Below are 20,244 nucleotides of genomic sequence, written 5' to 3' on the forward strand. Positions count from 1 at the left end.
ACCTCGTGTCCGCTTCTGGTTCGGATCAGTCGCAATGCCAGCCTACGCAGTCGCTTGGAGTTTAAGCTCTGAAAACAGCTTCAACTGCTTGTCTGAGCTTGCTTTAAACTGGCCGGAAGGCGCGCACCACGGCAGCCTGTCTTGCGGCCGTGCGGAGTTCGAAATCGCTCCTGAACGGGTTCCACCCCTCTGGCTTTCGTCCATCCGAAACAGCAAGCTCAAAGCCGGCAGGATCAAGCCAACGCGTCCTGTCGCCATCCTCAATCGGAATGACGGCATATCGGTGCCGATGGCCATTCGTTCCGGTGAGATTGACGTTAAACAATTCCGGCGGCGTTTCAGGCGATTCCCGCCGCGGCAGGCTCGCCTGCCAGCGCTGGAAAAGCTGCGGGTCGATGCGATCTTCGCCATCCGGGTCATCGACATTTTCTTCGAGCCATGCGTCAAATTCCGGGCGTCTGGCGGTCGCCGCCTCTCGGGTCCGGGCCAATCCCTGAGACAGGCAAAAGGCGACGAACGGATCATGGGTGCCCCAACGCAGCAGTTCTCGCGCCCAGAAGCCGAACCATGGCAAGCTGGCGGTTTGCTTCCAATCCGCCAGCGTCGGCGTGGTCGCTGCGTCCGGGGCGCCGTCCGACCAGGCTTTTGCCACAACAGCGCCGATTGCGACGCCCAACCGGAATTCGAGATTGTCGGCCACGAAGCGTTGCCACGCGCGCAGACTGTCCGCGTCCTGGGCTTTGGCGCCTGGCTCGTTCATCCACCAGCCCAGCACATCGTTCCATTGATCGAGTAGCGCCTGGTCCCCAAGGGTGGGGCGCACGCGGAACCCGAATCCCTTGTCGCCTTCGAGAAGATTTCCAATCGTCTCGAACAGGTCTATTCGCCCTTCGGCGCCGAGTGAGCCATAGTCGACCGCGCCCGCAAGCAAGGCCAGTATCTGTGCCGCGACAGCCTCGAAACGCCGCCCCACCCAAGGCGTGAATCCATATTGGTACAGGCGCTGCCGCTCGCCGGCATCAGGATAAATATGCTGGATGATGCCGCTGCCGCGCCGAATGAATGCCGCCTCCAGCCATGCTTCCTGCACGGCCGCGACGGCTGTGAATGTTCTTGCCCAAAGCGTACGTAACTGTTGTTCCGCGCGGGCTGGCGTAATCGCGGCCTCATCGTCCCGCTCGCTTTCGGCCAGCGCGGTGAGCAGCACGCTGTCCAGTTCGTCCATCGCATCGGCGAGGCGCGATGCCGGATCGTTCGCACCTGTTCCGGCATCGCCGCTGACCGCGCCTGGGACTGTTCGCTCCAACCAGTCCATGAAAGCATCGGGCGCGACCCCGAGCAGTTCGTTGGCCTTGCGCCAGATTCGGGTCAGCAGCAGAGCGAGTGGACTCTCCGCCGCATCGACCTCCTGTTCCTCGGCGAGCAATCGGCGGGTCAAATCCTCATAGTCGGCCGCCCATTCGCGAAGTTGGCGTTGCTGAACGGGACCGGGCGCCTTCGGCTTCGTCGAACTCGCCGTCGTTGCAATCCGTGTCGGCAAAGCCACCAGGGTCATGCCCTCGATACCGCGCGCCGCACCGGGTCTTCCCGCTCGACCAGCCAGGTTGCGAAATTCCGACGTAGAGAATGGTGCTATGATCGGCTCTTCCTTGACCGGATCCCAGGAGCGCCGCTTGAGTGAGGTCAGAAAGATGAGGTCGAAAGGAAGATTGACGCCCTCGGTCAGCGTGGCCGTCGCCACGGTGATCGGACACACTTTCCGATCGATCATCTCGACCATCAGGCGGCGCAGGCGCTGCGGCATCTGACCATGGCTGGTGGCGATGCCCCGATCGAGCAGGAACAGTTCGAAAGAATCGGCCCCGCAATAATCGAGGCAGGCGGCACGGGCTTCATCGAAGCGGTCGCCCAGGAACCCTTCCGGCCTCTCGAATTCGACGATCGCGTCCCAGGCGCCCAGGGCCAGTGCCTCGCTGAACCAGCGCATCGTCTGCTCGGGTTCCTGCGCGACCGAAATCAGGATGCGCTGGTCTTCCCGGGCCAGATGCAAAGCCGTCCACAGAACGCTCAGGCTGTTGAAATGGTTGAGGCTGTTGCGCCACCTCGACGGCAGGATCGGCATGGGAGCAAATCGCAGCGGAAGATAGACAGGATTTTCCTGTCCGCGCAGATATAGCGGCTTACCATTCATCAGATCGAGCAGGATCTGCCCCGACGATCCCGGTGCTGTCTCGAGCAGGCCGATCACTTGACGCGTGCTGCGGTAGCGGACACCGACCGCCTGCGCTTCGGCACGTCCCTCGATCCATCGCGCCACCGGTCCGGACGCACCGCCTGCTACTGCCGTCAGCGCAATCCGGGTGACTTCCGGACGCTGGGCAAGGATTCGCGACACAAGGTTCTCGAGACGGAGCGAACGATTGCTGTGGTCGGAAAAGCTGACGGCCGTCGCCTCGCTGGCTTCAGGCACGATCTGATGCGCCTCATCGATGATCAGAAGGGAAAGCCGCGCGATCAACAGCTTGCCCAGATAGCGCAGCAGGGCATCAGCCTTCTCGACCGTGGCGATCAGGACCACCGGTTCCTCGCTGGTCAGCCAGGCATCGGTAATCCCCCAATCCGCACCGCCATAGAGCCCGGTGACGATGACGTCGCCACGCAGTTCGGAACTGAGCTTGGCTTCCACCTCTCCGGCGAGCGCTCTTGAGGGGACAATGTAGAGCGCCAAGGGGCCGAGCCTGTCTCCAGGCGCCCTGAGCAGCAATTCCTTGATCAGGGCCAGATTCGCGACGAGGGTCTTGCCCGACCCCGTGGGGGTGCAGAGCGCGAAACTCGACTCCCGCAGGAGCCGATCGACGCCGTGCAACTGAGACGTCCAAAGGATGCCTCGGTTGCGGCTGAACTGATCGCGGGCATAGCGTAGCAGTCGATCGGTGCGCTCCGGACGCAAGACAGCCAACTGTCGCAGCGGGATGTAAATCGACGCGGCCACATATCGGTCGGCAACCTGTCGCATCAGTCCGATCACCAGCGCTGCATCATGACTGAACAGCCGGTGGGCGAGATCGTCCATCGCCCGCAGCTTGGCCATCGCTGGCGCCAACCGCTCATCGTCCCCACGACGAACGCTATCGGCGATCAGGCCAAGCGAGCGCACAAGCTCGATCGTCATAGTCCACAGAAAACCGGGCGTTTCGTCTTCGCCCCGCATTGCGGCAAATATGGCGTTCTCGGCGTCCGCGCTCGTCAGTCCGGGATTGTCTCGCCAAAAGCCAGCGCTCCGCTGCACGACCCTGTCGAAATCCGCACGCAGGAAGGCGGAATAGAGGCGGACACCTTCATGCTCGCTCTCGATCTGATCGAGCAGCCCTGACGCCATCGCGGGCAAGCCGCCCAGTTGGTACGCCGCAGCGGCGAGAAGTTCGATCGGTACGATGGCGCGCACACCATCCTCGGCCCGCGAGAGCCATTCTAGGATTTCTCCCGTCCTGCGGTAGCAATCGATCGCCCTGAGGGATTCGCCGCCCTCGATCGTGCTGAATATATGGGCAGCGTGAAGAAGCCGGCGCGCATCTTCCAGCTGATTTGCCGAATCGCGTTCACCCCAGCCAATCGTTGGCACTTGCCAGGTCTTCTGCAGGCAACGGACATAGGCGCGCGCCTGAGGCCGGGTGAGCGCATTCTCGATCGCGAGAGCCTGTCGGATCTGTTCCGCCAGGACCAGGCGCTCCTCGTCAAGCGCAGCCATCAGCCATCACTCCAGAGGAGAGCGTAGAGGTCATCGATCAGGCTGTCGCCGTCTTCCAGAATGACCTCGACGATCTGGAGATCGCGTCCGGCCTTGTAGTCCGCGGGCATTTCTTCCCAGCCCACAACGGTCTCACTCTTCTCTCTTTTGGCGGCGCCGTTGCCGCAGATCACGACAAGGTCCGTTCGCGCCGGCTGTGGACCGAGTTGCAGGACGGCACGGTCGATCGATACGATTGTCGCGGCATGACCTTCCCGATCACGCTGTTCGAGCAGGAACTGCAATTGCCGCAGGCCATGTGGGATGACGGTGTCCCGGTTCATCTCGAACCAGATGCCCTTGCCATTATGCTCGAGTTCGTTCGTGTCCGGATTACGCACCTTCTTGCCGTGCAGCAGCACCGCCACCGCCGATTCGGTCAGCGCCTTTCGCCATTTGGCTTCGCCGGCAATGACGCGGATGACTTCACCGCCACCACTCAAGGCAATGCCAACAAAATCTGTGCCGTGACGGCCGTAGATTTCTCGCACACGTTCCGGATCGAAGCGTAGCGCCCAGAGGTATTTTTCGACATCACCATGTTCGCGAAACAGGAAGATCGGCACGCGCCAGGCATGTTTCCCGACAAAGTCTTCCTGATAGGCTTCGGTCACGAGACCAGCCATCACTTCCCCGAACAAACCTCTTAGCGCCTTTGAAGGAAGGCAGTTGGGATAGGCGATGGCAGGTGCCGCCGCGCCATCGGGATGAAGGCTGATACCGATCTTGCGGTGGAAATATTCGCGGGCATCGAGATGCGCCGACTCGAAATAGGGGCGCAGCGCGGCGATGAGGTCGCCATCGATTTCCTGCTGTTGTTCGAGCAGGAGATGGCCATAATTCCCGCCCCGCACCGTACCATAGGCCTTGAGCCATGCTTCGAGCGCTTGCTTGGGAGGTGGGCAATCATGCATGGCCCTTCTCCTCGAGATGCGCCAATCGGTCGCACTTTGCGAGGAAGAAGCGCTCGCTCCACAGCTCGAGCGATTTGGCTTCGGCGGGGCGCAGGAAGCGCCGCACATCCTCGGCCGCCGCTTTCCAGTCGATCTTCCTGATCGCATCGCCAAGCGCTTGTTGAAGCCAGGGCATGTCGACCGCAATGCTCTCGTCCCCCGCCCATGGTCCTGACTGGATCAGCGCGGTTCGGAGCAGAACAAGGTTGGGTGCGGTTCCCCTGGCGACGTACCAGGAGAAATCGTACCAGTCCCTGCCTTTGAGGAAACCGCGGCACAGCAGGGCGTGGATCTTGAGTGCGAAATTGGATGGCAGATCCTGGTGGCGCACTTCATGATCGGCTGGAAAATCGAGATAGGTCGCATCCTCGCCCGTGCCTGCGGGCGGGTTGACGTCGATCTCCAGCTTGATGCGGACCGTCCGGGGCTTGCCGGTGCCGGCGAAGGACAGGTCGAGCTGGCGCGCGATGGAATCATTCTTGAGCAGGGCCTGGCGGATCGCGGTGTCCATATTCGTCTTGGGTAGCGCGTCGAGCTTAAGCCCGAACTGCTCGAATACCTCGACCAGCACCTTGAGATAGGGCGACCAGTCGAAATCCGGATCGGGCGCGCGCAGCAGGAAATCGAGATCTTCGGAAAAGCGCGGAAGGCCGTGGAGGATGCGCAGCGAGGTGCCGCCCTGGAACAGCGCGACGTCGAAGAAATCACCGCGCCACAGGGCATAGAGCGCGATTTCCTGCATGATTTCCTTGACGGCATTCTCCTCGTCGAGCGCGTTGGCTGCCTCGTAGCGCCGCAGCTTCTCCTTGATGATGTCAATCATGGGTCGGTGGCGCCTTTCTGGCCGTAAGCACGAAGCTTTCGAGTGCTTCGATAAAGGTGTTCACCGACTTGTGCTTGTAGACCGCCTTGAGCTTGGAAAAATCCCCCCGGCGAAGCGAGAAAAGCTGTTCCTCGTCGATTCGCAGGCCATCGGTGAGCCACTCGATCCCGGACCATGGTTCCTTGCGCAAGGCGACAAGGTCCATCAGCGCGCGCAGCGGCTGTGCGACAATGGCCGTGAGTTTGCCCATTGGCACCCGGTCGACGCTGGTCAGGAAACGATAGTCGGCAATGGCGAGCGGATGAAAATCGAAGGCGCCGAAGTCCGGCGTCTCGAAGTGCAGCGTCTTGCGGGCTGGCGAGGCGCTGGCGGTGACAAAGACGGCTTCGGGAATCCACCCATGATGGGCCAGAGCGCTTTCGAACGAGATATAGCTGCCCGGCAGGAGGCTCTGGGCGATCGTGAAGGGGTGGACGGCCTCGGTGCGATAGCGCGGTCCCAGAAGATAGGTGCCGCGCTTTATCCTCAGCAAGGAGCCATCCTTGAGCGCCCGGTTGACCAGACCATAGCGCCGCGCATCGCCGCCGCCCAGCAACCGCACGAGTTGGCGTTCGCTGAGGATGTGATCGGCAAGGCCTGCCGCCGAAATCTGCTGCGCCAAGGATGACATGAAATTCCTGATACTTCCAATATATGAAAGTTTCCAGAATTTCTTGCGAGCGGCCGGAAGGGGGAAGGCCTTCCCCTGCCGGCAAGCCGCGTGCCGCGTCTCCCCGGTCCCCCTTCGAACGGGGCTCACGCCCCGTAACGCCCCGAGAGAGCGAGAGGAAAGCAAGTTTGCCGTGACGGGTTGAGGGTGGCGAGAGAGGCTCGCGGCCGATCCGTCATGAAAGGCAAACCATGACGCATTCACGCAGCCCCCGCCCGACGGGCGAACGGGTAAACCTCTATGAGGAGATCACCAATCGCATCATCGCGGAACTCGAAGCCGGGCGCGTGCCCTGGGTGCAGCCCTGGAGGTCTTCCCGAGCCTCGATCGGCATGCCCTATAATGCCGTCAGCAATCGTCGTTACAGCGGCCTCAATATCCTCACACTCTGGAACGCTGTGGTCGAACGCGGCTTTGCCGGCCATGCGTTCCTGACCTTTCGCCAGGCGGTCGCGCTCGGTGGTTCGGTCCGGCGCGGCGAGCACGGGGTGGGCATCATCTATACCCGCCGCTTCATTCCCGGCGAGGAACGCCGCCGCGCCGAGATTGAGGGCCGCGAGCCGTCCGGTGGCATCCCTTTCCTCAAGAGCTTTACTGTCTTCTCGGTCGAGCAATGCGACGGGCTCCCGGCCCATATCTGCGAACCGCCGCCGCCGATCCCCGCAGGGCTGATTCTCCCGCAGGCCGAGGCGCTGATCGAGGCCACCGGTGCCGATTTCCGCATCGGCGGGTCGATGGCCTATTATTCGCCGCGTCACGATTACATCGCAGTCCCTCGGCCAGATGACTTCTTTGATCCCGTGAACTGGCACCGGACGGCCCTGCACGAGCTGTCGCACTGGGTCGGCCATCCCTCGCGACTCAACCGCGACCAAAGCGGCGTGTTCGGTTCACTGGAATACGGCCGGGAAGAACTGGTCGCGTTATCTGGACAGTCTGCGCCGTCCGCAACATTGCAGTAAGGTCGGCGATGGACGCCCACGGTAGGCAGTAATCAGGCTGGCCGTAGCGCTGACCCAAGAGCTGGCGGAGGCCAGCCTGATTGCTGCTGGGCCATCAGGCGCACCGGTGTGAAGGTCAGCTTCCGGGTGGGGGGTCCGGGGGGAGGGTTTCGCGCCGGTGTCGATCATTACTGTTTGCGAGCGCCGCGAGGCCAAGGGCCTCGATGCGCATGTGCCGCTGATCCTGCGGGACGATGCGCTCTATGATCCCGATCTGGATCGCTTCTTTCTCGACCTGCCGCTGTCGGGCGTCCGCTCGCGGCACTCGCTTCGCGCCTATGCCTATGATGTCGTAGTCTGGCTTCGCTTTCTCGATGCCGGCGGCAAGACCGTGTGGGCCGCGACCCGCGGCGATGTGGACGCCTATCACCGTGAGCGACGCCGCGATGAGGCCGATCACCGGATCACAGCGGCAAGCTGGAACCGCGCCGTCGCCAGCCTCGATCGCCTCTACCGCTGGGGCGAGCAGCAAGGGTTGATCGCCGATGCGCCGTTCAGCCGCCGCGCCGTGTGGCAACCGGTGCAGGGCGGCGGTCGCGGCATGATCGCGGCGCGCAACGACGCCTATGAACGTGTTGCCAGGCGATCGGATGTTCGGTTCGTCACGATGGACGACTATCGCATTTTTCGCGAGGTCGGCCTGCGCGGGCTCACCCCTGACGGCACCGAGCGCCCCGGCGCTCGCGATCGCAACGGGCTGCGCAACGCGCTGTTCGCCGATCTTCTCGTCACCACCGGCCTGCGCCTCGAAGAGGCGTCGGGCCTGCTCGCTGCCGAGCTCGCGGCGATCGACCGCGAGGACGGCGAGGCCCGACAGCTTTGGCTGCCTCTTCCGCCGCCGCTCACCAAGGGCGACCGAGGACGCAGCGTTCTGATCCCGCGTCGGCTGCTTCGTCAGATCGCCGCCTATGTCGCCGTCGAGCGCGCGGCGGGCGTGGCCAAGTTCGCCGTGCGCGACGGCGCGACCAAACTCGAACGACCTATCCCTGTTACCCGCGCCGGTCTCGACCGCATGCGCGATGTCTGCACCCCAGAGGAACGATGCCGCCTGATCCTGTGCGACGAGGATGGACCGCCCCACGAGCCGGCGGCGCTATGGCTGACCGAGGTAGGGCAGCCTGTTCGCCCCAACTCGTGGGAGGTGATCTTCACCCGTGCCTGCAAGCGGTGCGAGGAGAACGGTTTCCCGCTGTCGATCAGTCCCCACCAGCTTCGTCACACCTTCGCAGTCCATATGCTCGCCTTGCTGATCCAGCAGCGGCTGCGCGAAGCGGCATTGCCGGCGGGGCCGGTGGAGAGCTACCGGCTGATCCTGGGCGACCCGCTGCAACAGGTGCAACGTCTGCTCGGCCACGCGAGCCTCACCACCACCTATATCTACCTCGATCATATCGCGACGCGCGCCGATACAGTGGACGCGGCCGTCGAGGAGCTGCTCGCGCTGCTGCCGGGACCGCAGGGCGCATGAGCGGGCATCCCCGCAAGGGCCGGCCTGTCGCTTTCGCGCCCATCACGCCGGAGTCCGTGCAGCCCGATCCTGTGCTCGGCCTCAAGTTCACGATCGAGGCACGGCATGGCGGAACGGTCCTGATCGATATGACTGGGCTCGCTCCTCGCCCACTCGCCATCGCCTTCGCGGGCGCGCTACGTCGGTCAGCGGCGCTCGGTGGCCCCATCGGTGCGGCCAGCGTCATCAAGCAGTATGTAAATGCCTACCGCCTGTTCTTCGCCTGGCTTGGCGATGACGCGCTGAACGTGGCTGGCGTCAGCGACCTGCGCGCAGTCCATATCGATGGGTTCGCCTCCGCGCTCGAACAGCGCGGGATGGGCGCGATCCACCGGCACATAACGGTCGGCAAGATCATCAACACATTGCGCGCGATCGAGGCAGACCGGCCCGATCGGATCGCGTCCGACCTGCATGAGCGGCTGCGCTACACGCTGGCCACATCGGCGGGCCGCTCGACCCCGCGCGATGCTTATAGCCCCTTCGTCGCCCGCGCGTTGCGCGACGCCGCGAGGACCGATGTCGAAGCGATGTTCCGCCGTCTCGGCGCCGACGACCGGACCGATGAGGGCGACCCGGTCATCGCCAGCGCGCGCGCCGATGTCGAAGCGATCATCGCGCGGCAGGGCTTTATCGTCGCAGACCAGCCCGCGCTGAAGAGCCTCTATTTCATGCGCATGCGGCGCGCATTGCCGATCAGCACGCTCATCGACGACCTGCATGGCCGCCATCACCTGCTTGCGCGCGATCTGCCGGCGCTGCTCGTGTTGCTCACGCTCGATACCGGCCTCGAGCCCGAGTGCCTGAAGACGCTGACCGTGGATTGTCTCACCAACCCCCATGCCGGCACGGTGGAGCTGCGCTATCTCAAGCGCCGCGCTCGCGGCGCCGAGCATAAGAGCATGCGCGTCCGCGACGGCGGTGGTGGCACGCCTGGCGGTCTTATTCGTCGCCTGATCGAGGTCACGGCGACTGCCCGCACGCATCTGAACGACGATCGTATTTGGGTTTATCACAACGCTGGCGGCCTGCGGGCAGGTATCCGCCACCCGACGGAACGGATCGATGCCTGGGTGGCGCAGAACGATATTGTCGATGACGACGGCAAGCCGCTCCACCTGCTGCTCTCCCGGCTCCGCAAGACCCACAAGGCGCTATGGTACACCAAGACCGAGGGGCATATGGCCCGCTTCGCGGTCGGCCACTCGCGCGAAGTAGCGGCGCGCCACTATGCTGATCTGCCGTCGCTCCGGCCCCTGCACGAGACGGCCGTCGCCGACGCCTTCCGCGCAGCGGTCGCCGCCGCGATGCCGACCGTGCTTCCGCCCACCGCCGAGCAGGCGTTGCGCAAAGCGCCCGATCAGGCCGAGCCGCTGATGCCGCTGGCTACCGTGGGTCCGTTGCTCGACGGCGAACAGGATGTCTGGCTCGCCGCCTGCGCGGGCTTCCATAACAGTCCCTTCGCCGAGGCCGGTTCGCCCTGTGCGCAGCCCTTCTGGGGCTGCCTTGATTGCCCTAACGCCGTCATCACCGCGCGCAAGCTCCCCGCGATCCTGGCTTTCCTCGTCTTCGTCGAAGAGCAGCGGCTGAGCCTGCCCGCGACCGACTGGGCGGCCAAGTTCGGCCGCGTCCATGCCCGCATCACCGCCCAGGTCATGCCGGTCTTCTCCGATGCCGTCATCGCCGATGCGCGCCGGCAGATGGAGAGCGAGCGGCTTTATCTGCCACCGGAGGCACGCGCATGACCATACCCGCCCATGCCCAAGAGCCTGCCTTCGACGATCGCCCCGTGCTGGCGAGCGCGCCGCTCAAGGAGGGCCACGCCCGCGAGGAGCTGTCTCGCGTCGGCGACCCGAGCTGGGATCTCGGTCTCGCCGTATTCCGCGAGAACGCCCGACGCTGCCACGTCACCGTGCATTTCGACGTGCTCGAACATGCCGATGTGCAGGCGGCGATGCGCGCCTATCTCTACGCCCGTCTCAACGTCGATCTTCCCGGCTACCGCCCGAAGCTGCCGCCGGCGAGCATCCGCCAGGCATTCAACCGTGCCCGCCGGTTCTTCGCTTTCGCCCGTGAGCGGCTCGGACGGCTCGACGTTTCCCGTATCGATCAGGCATTGGTCGATGCCTATGCCCGGCACCTTCGTGCCGATCCGGCCCGGCGACCCGTCATCGTCGGCCACCTCCTCGAAGTGGTCCCCGATCTCTATCACTATCGTGACCACCTCGCTGGCGGAGGCCTTGCATTCGAGCCCTGGGCCGGACAGGCGCCCGCCCGCGTCGCGGGCTACCGGCATGTCCGGGAGAACCGCACGCCGCGGTTCCCGGAAGAGGTCATCGCCGCGCTGCTCGCATGGTCGTTGCGCTACGTCACCGTCTTCGCTGACGACATTCTCGCAGCCCGTCGCGAGCTTGATCGGCTCGAAGCGCGCCGGGATCGTCTCGTCGCTGCCGACTCCGGCCTCCCGGACGCTGATCGCCGGCAACGTCGCCGCACCCGCCTGAAGGCCTATTTCGGTCGCCGACGCCGCGAGGGGCGCGGCGCACCGATCTGGGGCACCGCTCATAACGGCAAGCTGCGCGTTGACCCCAACACCGGCGCCGTGACCCCACCGATCAACGCCCATCTTCTGCATCTCCATGCCGGGATCGACGTGCAGGCCGAGCCAGGCGCGCATCTCCTGCTGACCGGCGGTGAAGCGAGGTTGATCGACGCAGTGGCGGCCGAGCTGGGGGTAGAGGTCGGCGGCATGGACACGCAGATCTCGATCGATCCCGAGAGCGGTCGGCCATGGCGCGAGCGCTTCGACGCGAAGACTCTCGCACACGAGGAACGGATGCTCCAGGCCGCCGCCTATATCGTGTGCGCCTACCTGACCGGCATGCGCGACTGCGAGGTGCAGGCGATGCGGCGCGGGTGTCTCTCTATCGCGCGCAGTGAGGACGGCCTGATCGAGCGGCATCGCATCCGATCGACCATCTACAAGCGCCGGGCGGCCGTGGGCGAGGCGGCGAGCTGGGTGACGATCGAGCCGGTCGCCGATGCGATCACGGTGCTCGAACGCCTGTCGGCAGGACCGGCGCGCGCCAGCGGCAGCGATACGCTCTGGCCGGTGCTGCGCGCGAGCGCCGTCTCCAAGACGCATCTGTCGAGCGAGGTGGTCCGTCAGCTCAACACCTTCCGCGATCACCTCAACACCGCCTTCGGCAGCCCCGATATGCCGGTCATCCCGCCCGGTCCCGATGGCAAGCCGTGGCGCATCACGACGCGGCAGTTCCGGCGCACGATCGCGTGGCACATCGCCAACCGTCCGTTCGGCACCATCGCCGGCATGATCCAGTACAAGCACGCCTCGGTCGCCGCGTTCGAAGGCTATGCCGGGACCAGCGCATCGGGGTTTCGCGCCGAGGTCGAGGCGCAGCGCCGGCTCGGTCAGACTGATGACCTGCTGGACTATTTCGACCGGCGTCAGGGCGGCGCATCGCTTGGCGGGCCGGCGGGACCGCGTATCGCGCGGACGCTCGACGATGCCGCCGTTAAGCTCGGGCCATTGCCCGCCATGATCGCCGATCGCGCCCGCCTGCGCGTCATGCTCGCCAGCGTCGCGCGCAGCTTCCATGTCGGCCCGCTCGCGGATTGCTTCTTCGATCCCGCGACCGCGCTCTGCCTCAAGCGCGTGACGACCCCCGATCCCGCGCAGCCACTCACCGCCCTGTGCGAGCCGACCCGCTGTCCCAACGCCTGCATCACCGCCCGCCACAGGCCGGCCTGGGAACGCGCGGCGGCCGATGCCAGGGCGCATCTACGCGAACGGCGCATCTCCGATCTCCAGCGTCAGGCTCTCCAGCGCGAGCTGGATCGCCTGACCGCGGTGATTGCCGGGATCGATCCTCCCGCGCCGTAGACCACCCCGGCTGTTGGCGGGGTCCTGCGCCGGTCGGCGCGCCCGCGCAACGGCTTCGCCGTCCTTCGCTTCGCTGCGGCCCTGACGGGTGCGCGAGCCCCCCTGTGCCCGGCGCGAACGGGCCTCCGCCGCCGGGGATGGTCCCCGGCGCGAGAACGGAGAACAGATCATGTCAGCCTCACCACGCTCAGACGTCTACGCTCGCGTCACGCAAGCGATCGTCGACGCCATCGAAGCCGGCACCGGCACCTGGCGCATGCCGTGGCATCATTCCGGCGCCGACGTCACCCGCCCGACCAACGTCGCCAGCGGCAAGCCCTATCGCGGCATAAATACGGTCTCGCTCTGGGCGGCCGCCTATGGCAGCGGCTATGCGAGCGGGGTCTGGGGCACCTATCGCCAGTGGCAGGCGCTCGACGCGCAGGTCCGCAAGGGCGAGCACGCCAGCCTCGGCGTCCTCTGGAAGGAGTTTCGCGCGAAGGGCGACGAAGCCAGCGACGATGATGGCGACCACCGACGGCTTTTCGCCAAGGCGTTCAGCCTGTTCAACGCCGATCAGATCGATGGCTATGCGCCCGAACCGGGGCCAGTCCTGCCCGAGAGCGAACGCCTCGCCGCCGCCGAAGCCTTCATCGCCGCGCTCGGCATCGATACCGTCTACGGCTCGGCCAGCGCCTATTATCACATCGCCGAAGACCGCATCCACATGCCGGATTTCAGCGCCTTCCACGACGCCCACGGCTTCTACGCCACCCATATTCACGAGGCAGCTCATGCCAGTGGCGCAGCCCATCGGCTCGACCGGGATTTCAGCACCAAGTGGACCAAGCACGCGCTCGCCATGGAGGAAGCGACCGCCGAGCTGACCGCATCGTTCCTGCTCGCCGATCTCGGGATCGCGCACGAACCGCGACCCGATCACGCGGCCTACATCGCCTTCTGGCTGCAACTGCTCAAGGACGAGCCCAGGGCGATCTTCACCGCGGCGAGCAAGGCGCAGGCGGCGGCCGACTGGATGCACACCCGGCAGCCATGATCCTGCAGCAACCAACGCTGAGCGGCCGATCCCTCGCGGGCTCGGCCGCTTCGTCGTGCACGGCGATGCGCGGGCTTCGCCCGCTCACCAGCGGACGCCGCTGGCGCGGCGGCGCTGATTTCCGGGCCTCCCTCGATGCGGGTCTGGTCGGCGCTCCCTGCTAGGCCCGCCACGGCGCGCCGCAAGCCCGGCTTCGCCGAGCTGCTCCATTTCATTTCGCCCCTCCGGGTGCGGCCCGCCGCTTGCGCGGGCCTCTCCGGTCGTTCTCGCCGCCCACCCCCGCATCGGGGGAGCCATGGGGTTTTTGGGCAGTGCTGGAGGCACCGATGGTTTTCACCTTCCAACCGCCATTTTTCGCTGGACTGTCAGGATATGTTGCCGAAATTTCCGCAGCGTACTGCTGTGCCGCACTGGGGATCGCACCTACTGTCCGGCATGCCGACTACATAAGCTCATGGCTTTCCATCATCCGCGAGGACAGCCGGGCGATCCTGCGTGCCGCCAGCGCTGCTTCGAAAGCCGCCGATTATCTGCTCGCCTGCCGGCCCGAAACGGCGCTTGCCGTCAATGACGACGATCCGGACCCCGACCCTGATTGCGCCATGGCGCTTGAAGGGAGGGCCCCAGCATGACCCTCCTGACCCCGCAATTGCGCGCGCAGCTACGCGCCAATGACGCCGCCCGGCGTGAGGCATTTTCCCGCGGTGAGCGTGAACCCGATCTGGTTCCGGTCGTGCGCTTCTTCAATCCGGTGGGTGCCGCCACCTGGCTCACTACGGAAATGGACGAGGACGGCGTGCTCTTCGGTCTCGCCGATCTGGGTTTTGGCTGTCCGGAAATCGGCAGCTTTTCGCTAGTGGAACTGGAGTCGATTCGACTGCCATTCGGTCTTGGCATCGAGCGAGATCTGCTGTTCGAAGGGCACTTTGCACTATCGGTCTATGCTAGCGCTGCACGGCGCGCCGGTTCGTTGCTTCAGGCCGAACGCTTCCTCTACCAGGCCGCCGCTGCCGAAAAGGGCGGTGCATGATGCGCTGTTCCGCAAGCGGCCACGGCCGAACGCCTGTGAGGGCTTTCGCACAAAGCCCCACCGACTGCATCGGCCATGCCCTTTCGTCTCTTCGCTTGGGATCAACAGTCCTGAATGCTACGCGCCAATCTGCATCTGCTCAGCCACCAGCGCCCCAAGGAATTCGGCAAAGGGGCCAATGTCCGCCTCGGTGCTGGCCTGCTCCAGCGCGGCCATATACTCAGCGCGCCGACCAACAGGTACGACAGTCCAGGGATAGCCGCCCGCCGCCATCATTACATTCATCAGGAACCGCCCCATGCGGCCGTTCCCGTCTATGTACGGATGAATGTAGACGAAAATGAAATGCCCGAGGACAACCCTTGCGGCAGGTTCAGGCTCCTCCTGAAGCAATTCAAAAAATACCGGCACCGCATCACGAACGGACTCAGGGCTCATCGGCACATGTCGGGCGCCGCGAATGAAGACCGCAGAATTGCGATAGCCTGCCAGTTCGCCTGGCCGCAGGATGCCTGCCTGAACCCCCGGCGCAAACAATTCCTCATACCAGATGGGGTGTTCCTCGTCGGCGACCTTGCCGCCACCCTCCCCTGCGAGGACGCGCTGCACACTGGCTTTGACGGCCTGGAATGCCTGCCAATAACCCCTGGCAGCCATGGCATCCTTCTGTTCGCGATCGGCGGGGTTGAGATCCGGGTTCCAGTTGCCATCGCGGACGCGCTCAATGAGAGCGGCGTTTACACGGTAGCCCTCGATAGACAGGGAGTTATAGGCGTCGTTGACGTAATTCTCCTCAACGCGCTCCAGATAGGCTGCCGCGTCGTTCAGGCGCGGGGCTGCCGGGAAGGCCGCTATCGCCCGCTCCCGCATCTGTTGCCACATCAGGCGGATGCGGTTTGCGGCAGGCGACGGGTCTCGGGGTAGCGGCGTATCGAGGCGATCTGCAAAAGGATCGGATTCTCGCACGTCATAGCCGGCGCTTTTCATGGCGCGCACGATGTCATCGGCAATCCGGTCACGCCCGATATTACGGAACCCGCCCGCAAGACGGCCCGCCACCACGCTATGTCCCCCCTCCAGAAGCCTTTCCAGCAAGGCAGAGGCATCTCGCTGGGTCGCCAGTGCCGTGCGCGCATCGGTGGGGTAGCTGGCATAGAATTGAGGACTGACCGATATAAGGGCCGCCTCTATCCGGTAGACCCTTACGCCTTCGTCCGTTTGCGTCCGATCGCTTTGCGGTGGCAATGCAAGATTGGTGTCGATCAGCGATGTGCCGTGAATGAGAGCGGTCGGCTTGTTGCGACCTCCAGGCGCTCGAACGAGCAATTGCCTCGGAACCGTCCGGTTGCCCGATAGCAGCAGCAGCGACTGGTCCGGAGACAGGATCCAGTCATCTTCGAACCTCTCTGCCAGATAGGCGGTGCAAAACCCCCAAAAATTCGCGAACCAGGAGGTGCTTTCGCCTACGGGTTCATCAGGGCGCGCGGGAATGTACCATCCCCTGATGACCTCGCGCAAAAAGCCAGCCTCGATGAGGCGCTCCCTCTCCAGTCTGGAAAGATCGGTTGAACGGATGGCGACTTTTCCATCGTTCTGGAGCTGGCTCAGAACCTCCAATGCGACTGCCAATTTTTCGCCAGGACGGGCCATCAAAAAATCCGTATCAAATTTCGCTCATGCTGCCGCACCATATTTCGCTTTAGATGCGGGGTCAAATTTCGCTTTTAATGCAACATGTTGGAGCGTGATTTCCCACAAAATCCGCATTTCCATATAATCTTAATTCCCTTGATAATGTCTGATTATTCTTGATTACCTTGATAGCATTGAATCCCTTGATAGGGACAAAATCTCGCTGTAAGGGAGGCTGTGCTTGGCTGGGAAAATGTGCCCGGCGGGGAATTTCGTGATGGTCGATGCTGAAAATCAGACAGGCGGGCAACTGCGCGGCAAGGGCAAGGGCGGGCTATTCTTTGCGGTCGACCGGGCATTATGGCCTCAGCTATGGACGCTGGAAACTGCCAATCGGCTCAATTTCGTGACAGCATATCTGGTTCTGCTCGCCGGTACGGGAAGCGATCATCAGCTCACAAAATGGTCAGCCAAGGCCTGTGAAGAACATGTCGGGATGGGTAAGCCCAGAGCCATGCGCGCGATCGAGGAACTCGTGCAGCATGGGATCATCACGCGGACGGAAAATTCGACCCGCATGCGACCGCAATATCGGTTTCCCCCCCTCGACCGGGACGCCGATCCGATATTCCTGCCTGTCCAACTTGTCACAGGCCTGAAGCAGGAAACGCCCGTGCTCCGTCGGGTTCGCGAGACGGGGGACGCCTTGCTGCTGCGCATGCTCGTCGACCTTTATGGCCTGATCGAAACCGATGCGACCTACGGAGTTCCCATCACGTCGCTGCGCGAAAATCCGCCGGACCATCATCCCGCCCGCAAGCTTTTTGAATCAGGCGCCAATACGGTTTGGGCGATGGAGCTTGGAAATCAGCGGGCAGCGCAAGGCGAATGGACAACAGTGCATCGTATCAACGCAGCCGACCAGGACGAGGCATGGGCTCCGTTCTGGGAGCGCGTGGCTCTGCTCGCCAAAATGGGCGCGCTTTGGTTCGAGCCCTGGATCTTTGATGGAGACGCTCTTGATGCAGAACCGCTGATGCCGGTCGATCCCAGCTTCCACTATGCCGTGCGCGAGACGGACAGGATCGCCGGCCTTACGCGCCTCGCTTATGAGGCATCAGCCGAGCTGGCAGGCGAACGCACCTATTTTCTGGACAGGGCAGAGGGCGATATTCTCGTGCCTTTCCCAGGCCATCACCGGGCACCAGAAATCCGGGGCGTTGCAAAACTGCGCGTAGAGCCCGACACACCCGGACATCGGATCGCCTATGCCCGGCGCATGCGGCTTATCGAAGGCTATTCCGAGGCCTTTGCGACCCTTCGCAACGATGCAGCCAATGGTCGGCTCGACCGGCCGCTCCGGATGAATAGCCCCTAGATTTCTGGACGCCCTCGATCCTGATTTTGAGGAGAGAAGGCGACGATGGGGAAGGCTCATTTCCGCGATGAGTTCAGGGCGGGCGCCTGAGCTGATCCGGATCGGGCACGGACGTTCCTTCCAGCCATTCGAAGTTCGTTCCCGCAAGCGCAAGCGGCGGCGTATGACTGGATGCGCTTGGACAATGCAGGCCTGCCTGCGGCAGGTCTGCGAGAGGAAGAGGAAAGCCTGGGGTTTCGTGACGGGCTGGGAGCCGGGAGAGAGTCTTCCGGCGGCCCGTCATGGAGAAACGCCCATGGCCAAAGCGCCTCAAAAGATCACCCTCAGCGGTTCGCGGGATATTCCGTTCGACCGTCTGGTCCTGTCCCAGTCCAACGTCCGCCGGGTCAAGGTCGGCGTGTCGATCGGTGAGCTCGCGGACGACATCGTGCGTCGCACCTTGCTTCAGAGCCTCAACGTGCGGCCTGTTCTCGATGCGGAGGGCCAGGAGACCGGCCAGTTCGAGGTGCCGGCCGGCGGCCGGCGGTTCCGCGCGCTCGAACTGCTGGTCAAGCAGAAGCGTCTCGCGAAGGACGCGCCCATCCCCTGCGTCGTCAAGCCAGCCAATGATGCGATCACGGCCGAAGAGGACAGTTATGCGGAAAACACGTTCCGCGAACAGCTCCATCCGCTCGACCAGTTCCGTGCCATGCAGGCGATGGTCGACAAGGGCGAAGGCATCGAGGCGATCGCCGCGCATTTCCTGGTGACCCCTGCGGTCGTCAATCAGCGCCTGCGTCTCGCCAAGGTCTCGCCCAAACTGCACGAGATCTATGCGGATGACGGCATGACGCTCGAACAGCTCATGGCCTTTGCGGTGTCCGACGATCATGCGCGCCAGTGCCAAGTCTGGGAGATGCTGGCGCACAGCTATAACAAGTCGGGCGCCTATATCCGTAGCAAGCTCACCGAGAATACGGTGCGCGCGGCTGACAAGCGGGTGCGCTTCATCGGCATCGAGGCCTATGTCGCGGCGGGCGGCGGCGTGATGCGCGATCTGTTCGAGCCCGATGATGGCGGCTGGCTGACCGATCCCGTGCTGCTCGACCGCCTGGTCGGTGAGAAGCTCCAGACCGAGGGCGAACGGATCGCCGGCGAGGGCTGGAAATGGATCGCGACCGCCGTCGACATGCCCTGGGGCGTGACCAACCGGTTGCGCGAAATCGAAGGCGTCGAGACGCCGATGACGGGTGAGGAGGAGGAGAAGCTCGCCGCGCTCCAGACCGAAATCGAGGATCTGGAAGCCGAGTGGGCCGATGCCCCCGAGGTGCCGGATGAAATCCAGGCCCGGATGGAGGCACTCGACGCGGCGATCGGTGCGCTGGGGGAACGGCCGGTCAGCTTCGATCCGCAGGACATGGCGTTGGCGGGGGTCTTCGTGTCGATCGAACCCGATGGCTTGCTGTGCATCGAGCGCGGCTATGTCCGTCCCGAGGATGAGCCGGTCGCCGAAACCGGTAACGACGAAACCCTGGTCGAAGGCCAGCTTGCCAGTGCGCCTGACGACGAGGATGAGGATCGGACTGGCCCGGTGTCGTCCAATGTCGTGCCGATCGGTGCGGCTTCGGGAGACGAAGACGACGAAGACGGCGAGGTGGTCAAGCCGCTGCCCGACCGGCTCGTCGCCGAACTCACCGCCTGGCGCACGCTGGCGCTGCAGGACGCATTTGCCCAGTCGCCCTCGACCGCTTTCGCGGCGGTCCTGCACGCTTTCGTGCTCGACTGCTTCTATTCCTCGGCCCGCGAATCCTGTCTCCAGGTCTCGCTGGGTGAGGTGTCGTTCCATCATTCGGTGACGGGCCTGCGCGACAGCGCACCGGCTCGCGCGATCGCCGAGCGGTACAAGCGCTGGGCCGACCGACTGCCCGATTCCGACAAGGATGTGTGGGACGCCCTGCTGGTGCTGGACGGCAATGAGCAGGCCTCGCTTTTCGCGCATTGCGCCTCGCGGGTGCTCAACGCGCAAGCGGAGGTGGTCCCCAAGTACGACAATGGCCGCATCTCCAGGGCCATCGTTGAACGCCGGGTGGAACACAGCCATGTGCTGGCACGCGCGGTCGGGCTCGATGTGATCGGCGCGGGCTGGCGACCGACTGTCGCGGGTTACTTCACCAGCGTCACCAAGCCGCGCATCCTGACCGATGTGGCCGAGGCCAGGGGCGGGAAATTCGCGGAGATGATCGACCATCTCAAGAAGGGTGACATGGCCCGCGAAGCCGAGCGACTGCTGGAAGACAGCAACTGGCTGCCCGAGCCGATGCGCACGCCGGCGTTGGTCGATGGGCTGGCACTCGATGAAACCGTAGCCTTGCCCGCATTCCTCGATGATGAGGAACCGGTCGTGGCTGTCGATGCGGCCAGCAATGACGATGGCGAGCCGCTGCCCGCAGCCGCGTGATCGTCCGGCGGGGTGGTTTTGGCCGCCCCGCCACCTTTTCCCCAAAT

General features: G+C 64.2%; 14 protein-coding genes. 9 read left to right on the forward strand and 5 right to left on the reverse strand.

What is annotated here, in order from left to right; all coding sequences use genetic code 11:
- Positions 1–103: 103 nt before the first annotated feature.
- From GGQ88_RS18670 to GGQ88_RS18685, 4 genes are read right to left on the reverse strand one after another with little or no spacing between them, the layout of a single operon-like run.
- On the reverse strand, positions 104–3,748 hold the full coding sequence (locus GGQ88_RS18670) for a DEAD/DEAH box helicase (protein ID WP_183614984.1): 3,645 nt from the start codon (positions 3,746–3,748) through the stop codon (positions 104–106).
- A complete protein-coding gene (locus tag GGQ88_RS18675; RefSeq protein ID WP_343057285.1) occupies positions 3,748–4,641 on the reverse strand; it encodes an aminotransferase in 894 nt (297 codons plus the stop codon). Before GGQ88_RS18675 ends, GGQ88_RS18670 begins: the two co-directional genes overlap by 1 nt.
- A gap of 52 nt (positions 4,642–4,693) precedes the next feature.
- A complete protein-coding gene (locus GGQ88_RS18680; protein WP_183614985.1) occupies positions 4,694–5,563 on the reverse strand; it encodes a nucleotidyl transferase AbiEii/AbiGii toxin family protein in 870 nt (289 codons plus the stop codon).
- Positions 5,556–6,233 carry a type IV toxin-antitoxin system AbiEi family antitoxin domain-containing protein gene (locus GGQ88_RS18685; protein ID WP_183614986.1) on the reverse strand — a complete coding sequence of 226 codons (678 nt, stop codon included), beginning with the start codon at positions 6,231–6,233 and terminating at the stop codon, positions 5,556–5,558. Before GGQ88_RS18685 ends, GGQ88_RS18680 begins: the two co-directional genes overlap by 8 nt.
- Positions 6,234–6,463: 230 nt before the next feature.
- On the opposite strand from GGQ88_RS18685, the gene GGQ88_RS18690 reads away from it, so the two are divergent.
- The 7 genes from GGQ88_RS18690 (at position 6,464) to GGQ88_RS18720 (ending at position 14,750) form a co-directional block, all read left to right on the forward strand.
- On the forward strand, positions 6,464–7,234 hold the full coding sequence (locus GGQ88_RS18690; RefSeq protein ID WP_183614987.1) for an ArdC family protein: 771 nt from the start codon (positions 6,464–6,466) through the stop codon (positions 7,232–7,234).
- A 157-nt stretch (positions 7,235–7,391) separates the two neighbouring features.
- Positions 7,392–8,741 carry a site-specific integrase gene (locus GGQ88_RS18695; RefSeq protein ID WP_183614988.1) on the forward strand — a complete coding sequence of 450 codons (1,350 nt, stop codon included), beginning with the start codon at positions 7,392–7,394 and terminating at the stop codon, positions 8,739–8,741.
- Positions 8,738–10,525, forward strand: a complete 1,788-nt coding sequence (locus GGQ88_RS18700) for a hypothetical protein (RefSeq protein ID WP_183614989.1) — start codon at positions 8,738–8,740, stop codon at positions 10,523–10,525. Before GGQ88_RS18695 ends, GGQ88_RS18700 begins: the two co-directional genes overlap by 4 nt.
- Positions 10,522–12,684, forward strand: coding sequence for an integrase (locus GGQ88_RS18705; RefSeq protein WP_183614990.1), 2,163 nt, complete (start codon positions 10,522–10,524; stop codon positions 12,682–12,684). The genes GGQ88_RS18700 and GGQ88_RS18705 overlap by 4 nt, the downstream gene beginning before the upstream one ends.
- A 169-nt stretch (positions 12,685–12,853) precedes the next feature.
- Positions 12,854–13,720, forward strand: a complete 867-nt coding sequence (locus GGQ88_RS18710; protein ID WP_183614991.1) for an ArdC family protein — start codon at positions 12,854–12,856, stop codon at positions 13,718–13,720.
- Between the two features lie 326 nt (positions 13,721–14,046).
- Entirely contained in the window at positions 14,047–14,352 is a 306-nt protein-coding gene (locus tag GGQ88_RS18715) for a zincin-like metallopeptidase domain-containing protein (protein ID WP_183614992.1), read from the forward strand.
- Positions 14,349–14,750, forward strand: coding sequence for a DUF2958 domain-containing protein (locus GGQ88_RS18720; RefSeq protein ID WP_183614993.1), 402 nt, complete (start codon positions 14,349–14,351; stop codon positions 14,748–14,750). Before GGQ88_RS18715 ends, GGQ88_RS18720 begins: the two co-directional genes overlap by 4 nt.
- A gap of 117 nt (positions 14,751–14,867) precedes the next feature.
- Here GGQ88_RS18720 and GGQ88_RS18725 read toward each other — a convergent pair whose 3' ends face one another.
- A complete protein-coding gene (locus GGQ88_RS18725) occupies positions 14,868–16,400 on the reverse strand; it encodes a Fic family protein (protein WP_183614994.1) in 1,533 nt (510 codons plus the stop codon).
- 223 nt (positions 16,401–16,623) lie between these two features.
- On the opposite strand from GGQ88_RS18725, the gene GGQ88_RS18730 reads away from it, so the two are divergent.
- The gene (locus tag GGQ88_RS18730) at positions 16,624–17,760 is read left to right on the forward strand and encodes a hypothetical protein (protein ID WP_221214776.1); all 1,137 of its coding nucleotides are present in this window, start codon (positions 16,624–16,626) and stop codon (positions 17,758–17,760) included.
- Between the two features lie 295 nt (positions 17,761–18,055).
- On the forward strand, positions 18,056–20,197 hold the full coding sequence (locus tag GGQ88_RS18735) for a ParB/RepB/Spo0J family partition protein (RefSeq protein ID WP_183614996.1): 2,142 nt from the start codon (positions 18,056–18,058) through the stop codon (positions 20,195–20,197).
- The last annotated feature ends 47 nt before the right edge of the window (positions 20,198–20,244 follow it).

The organism is Novosphingobium hassiacum (assembly GCF_014196055.1).
GTDB lineage: Bacteria > Pseudomonadota > Alphaproteobacteria > Sphingomonadales > Sphingomonadaceae > Novosphingobium > Novosphingobium hassiacum.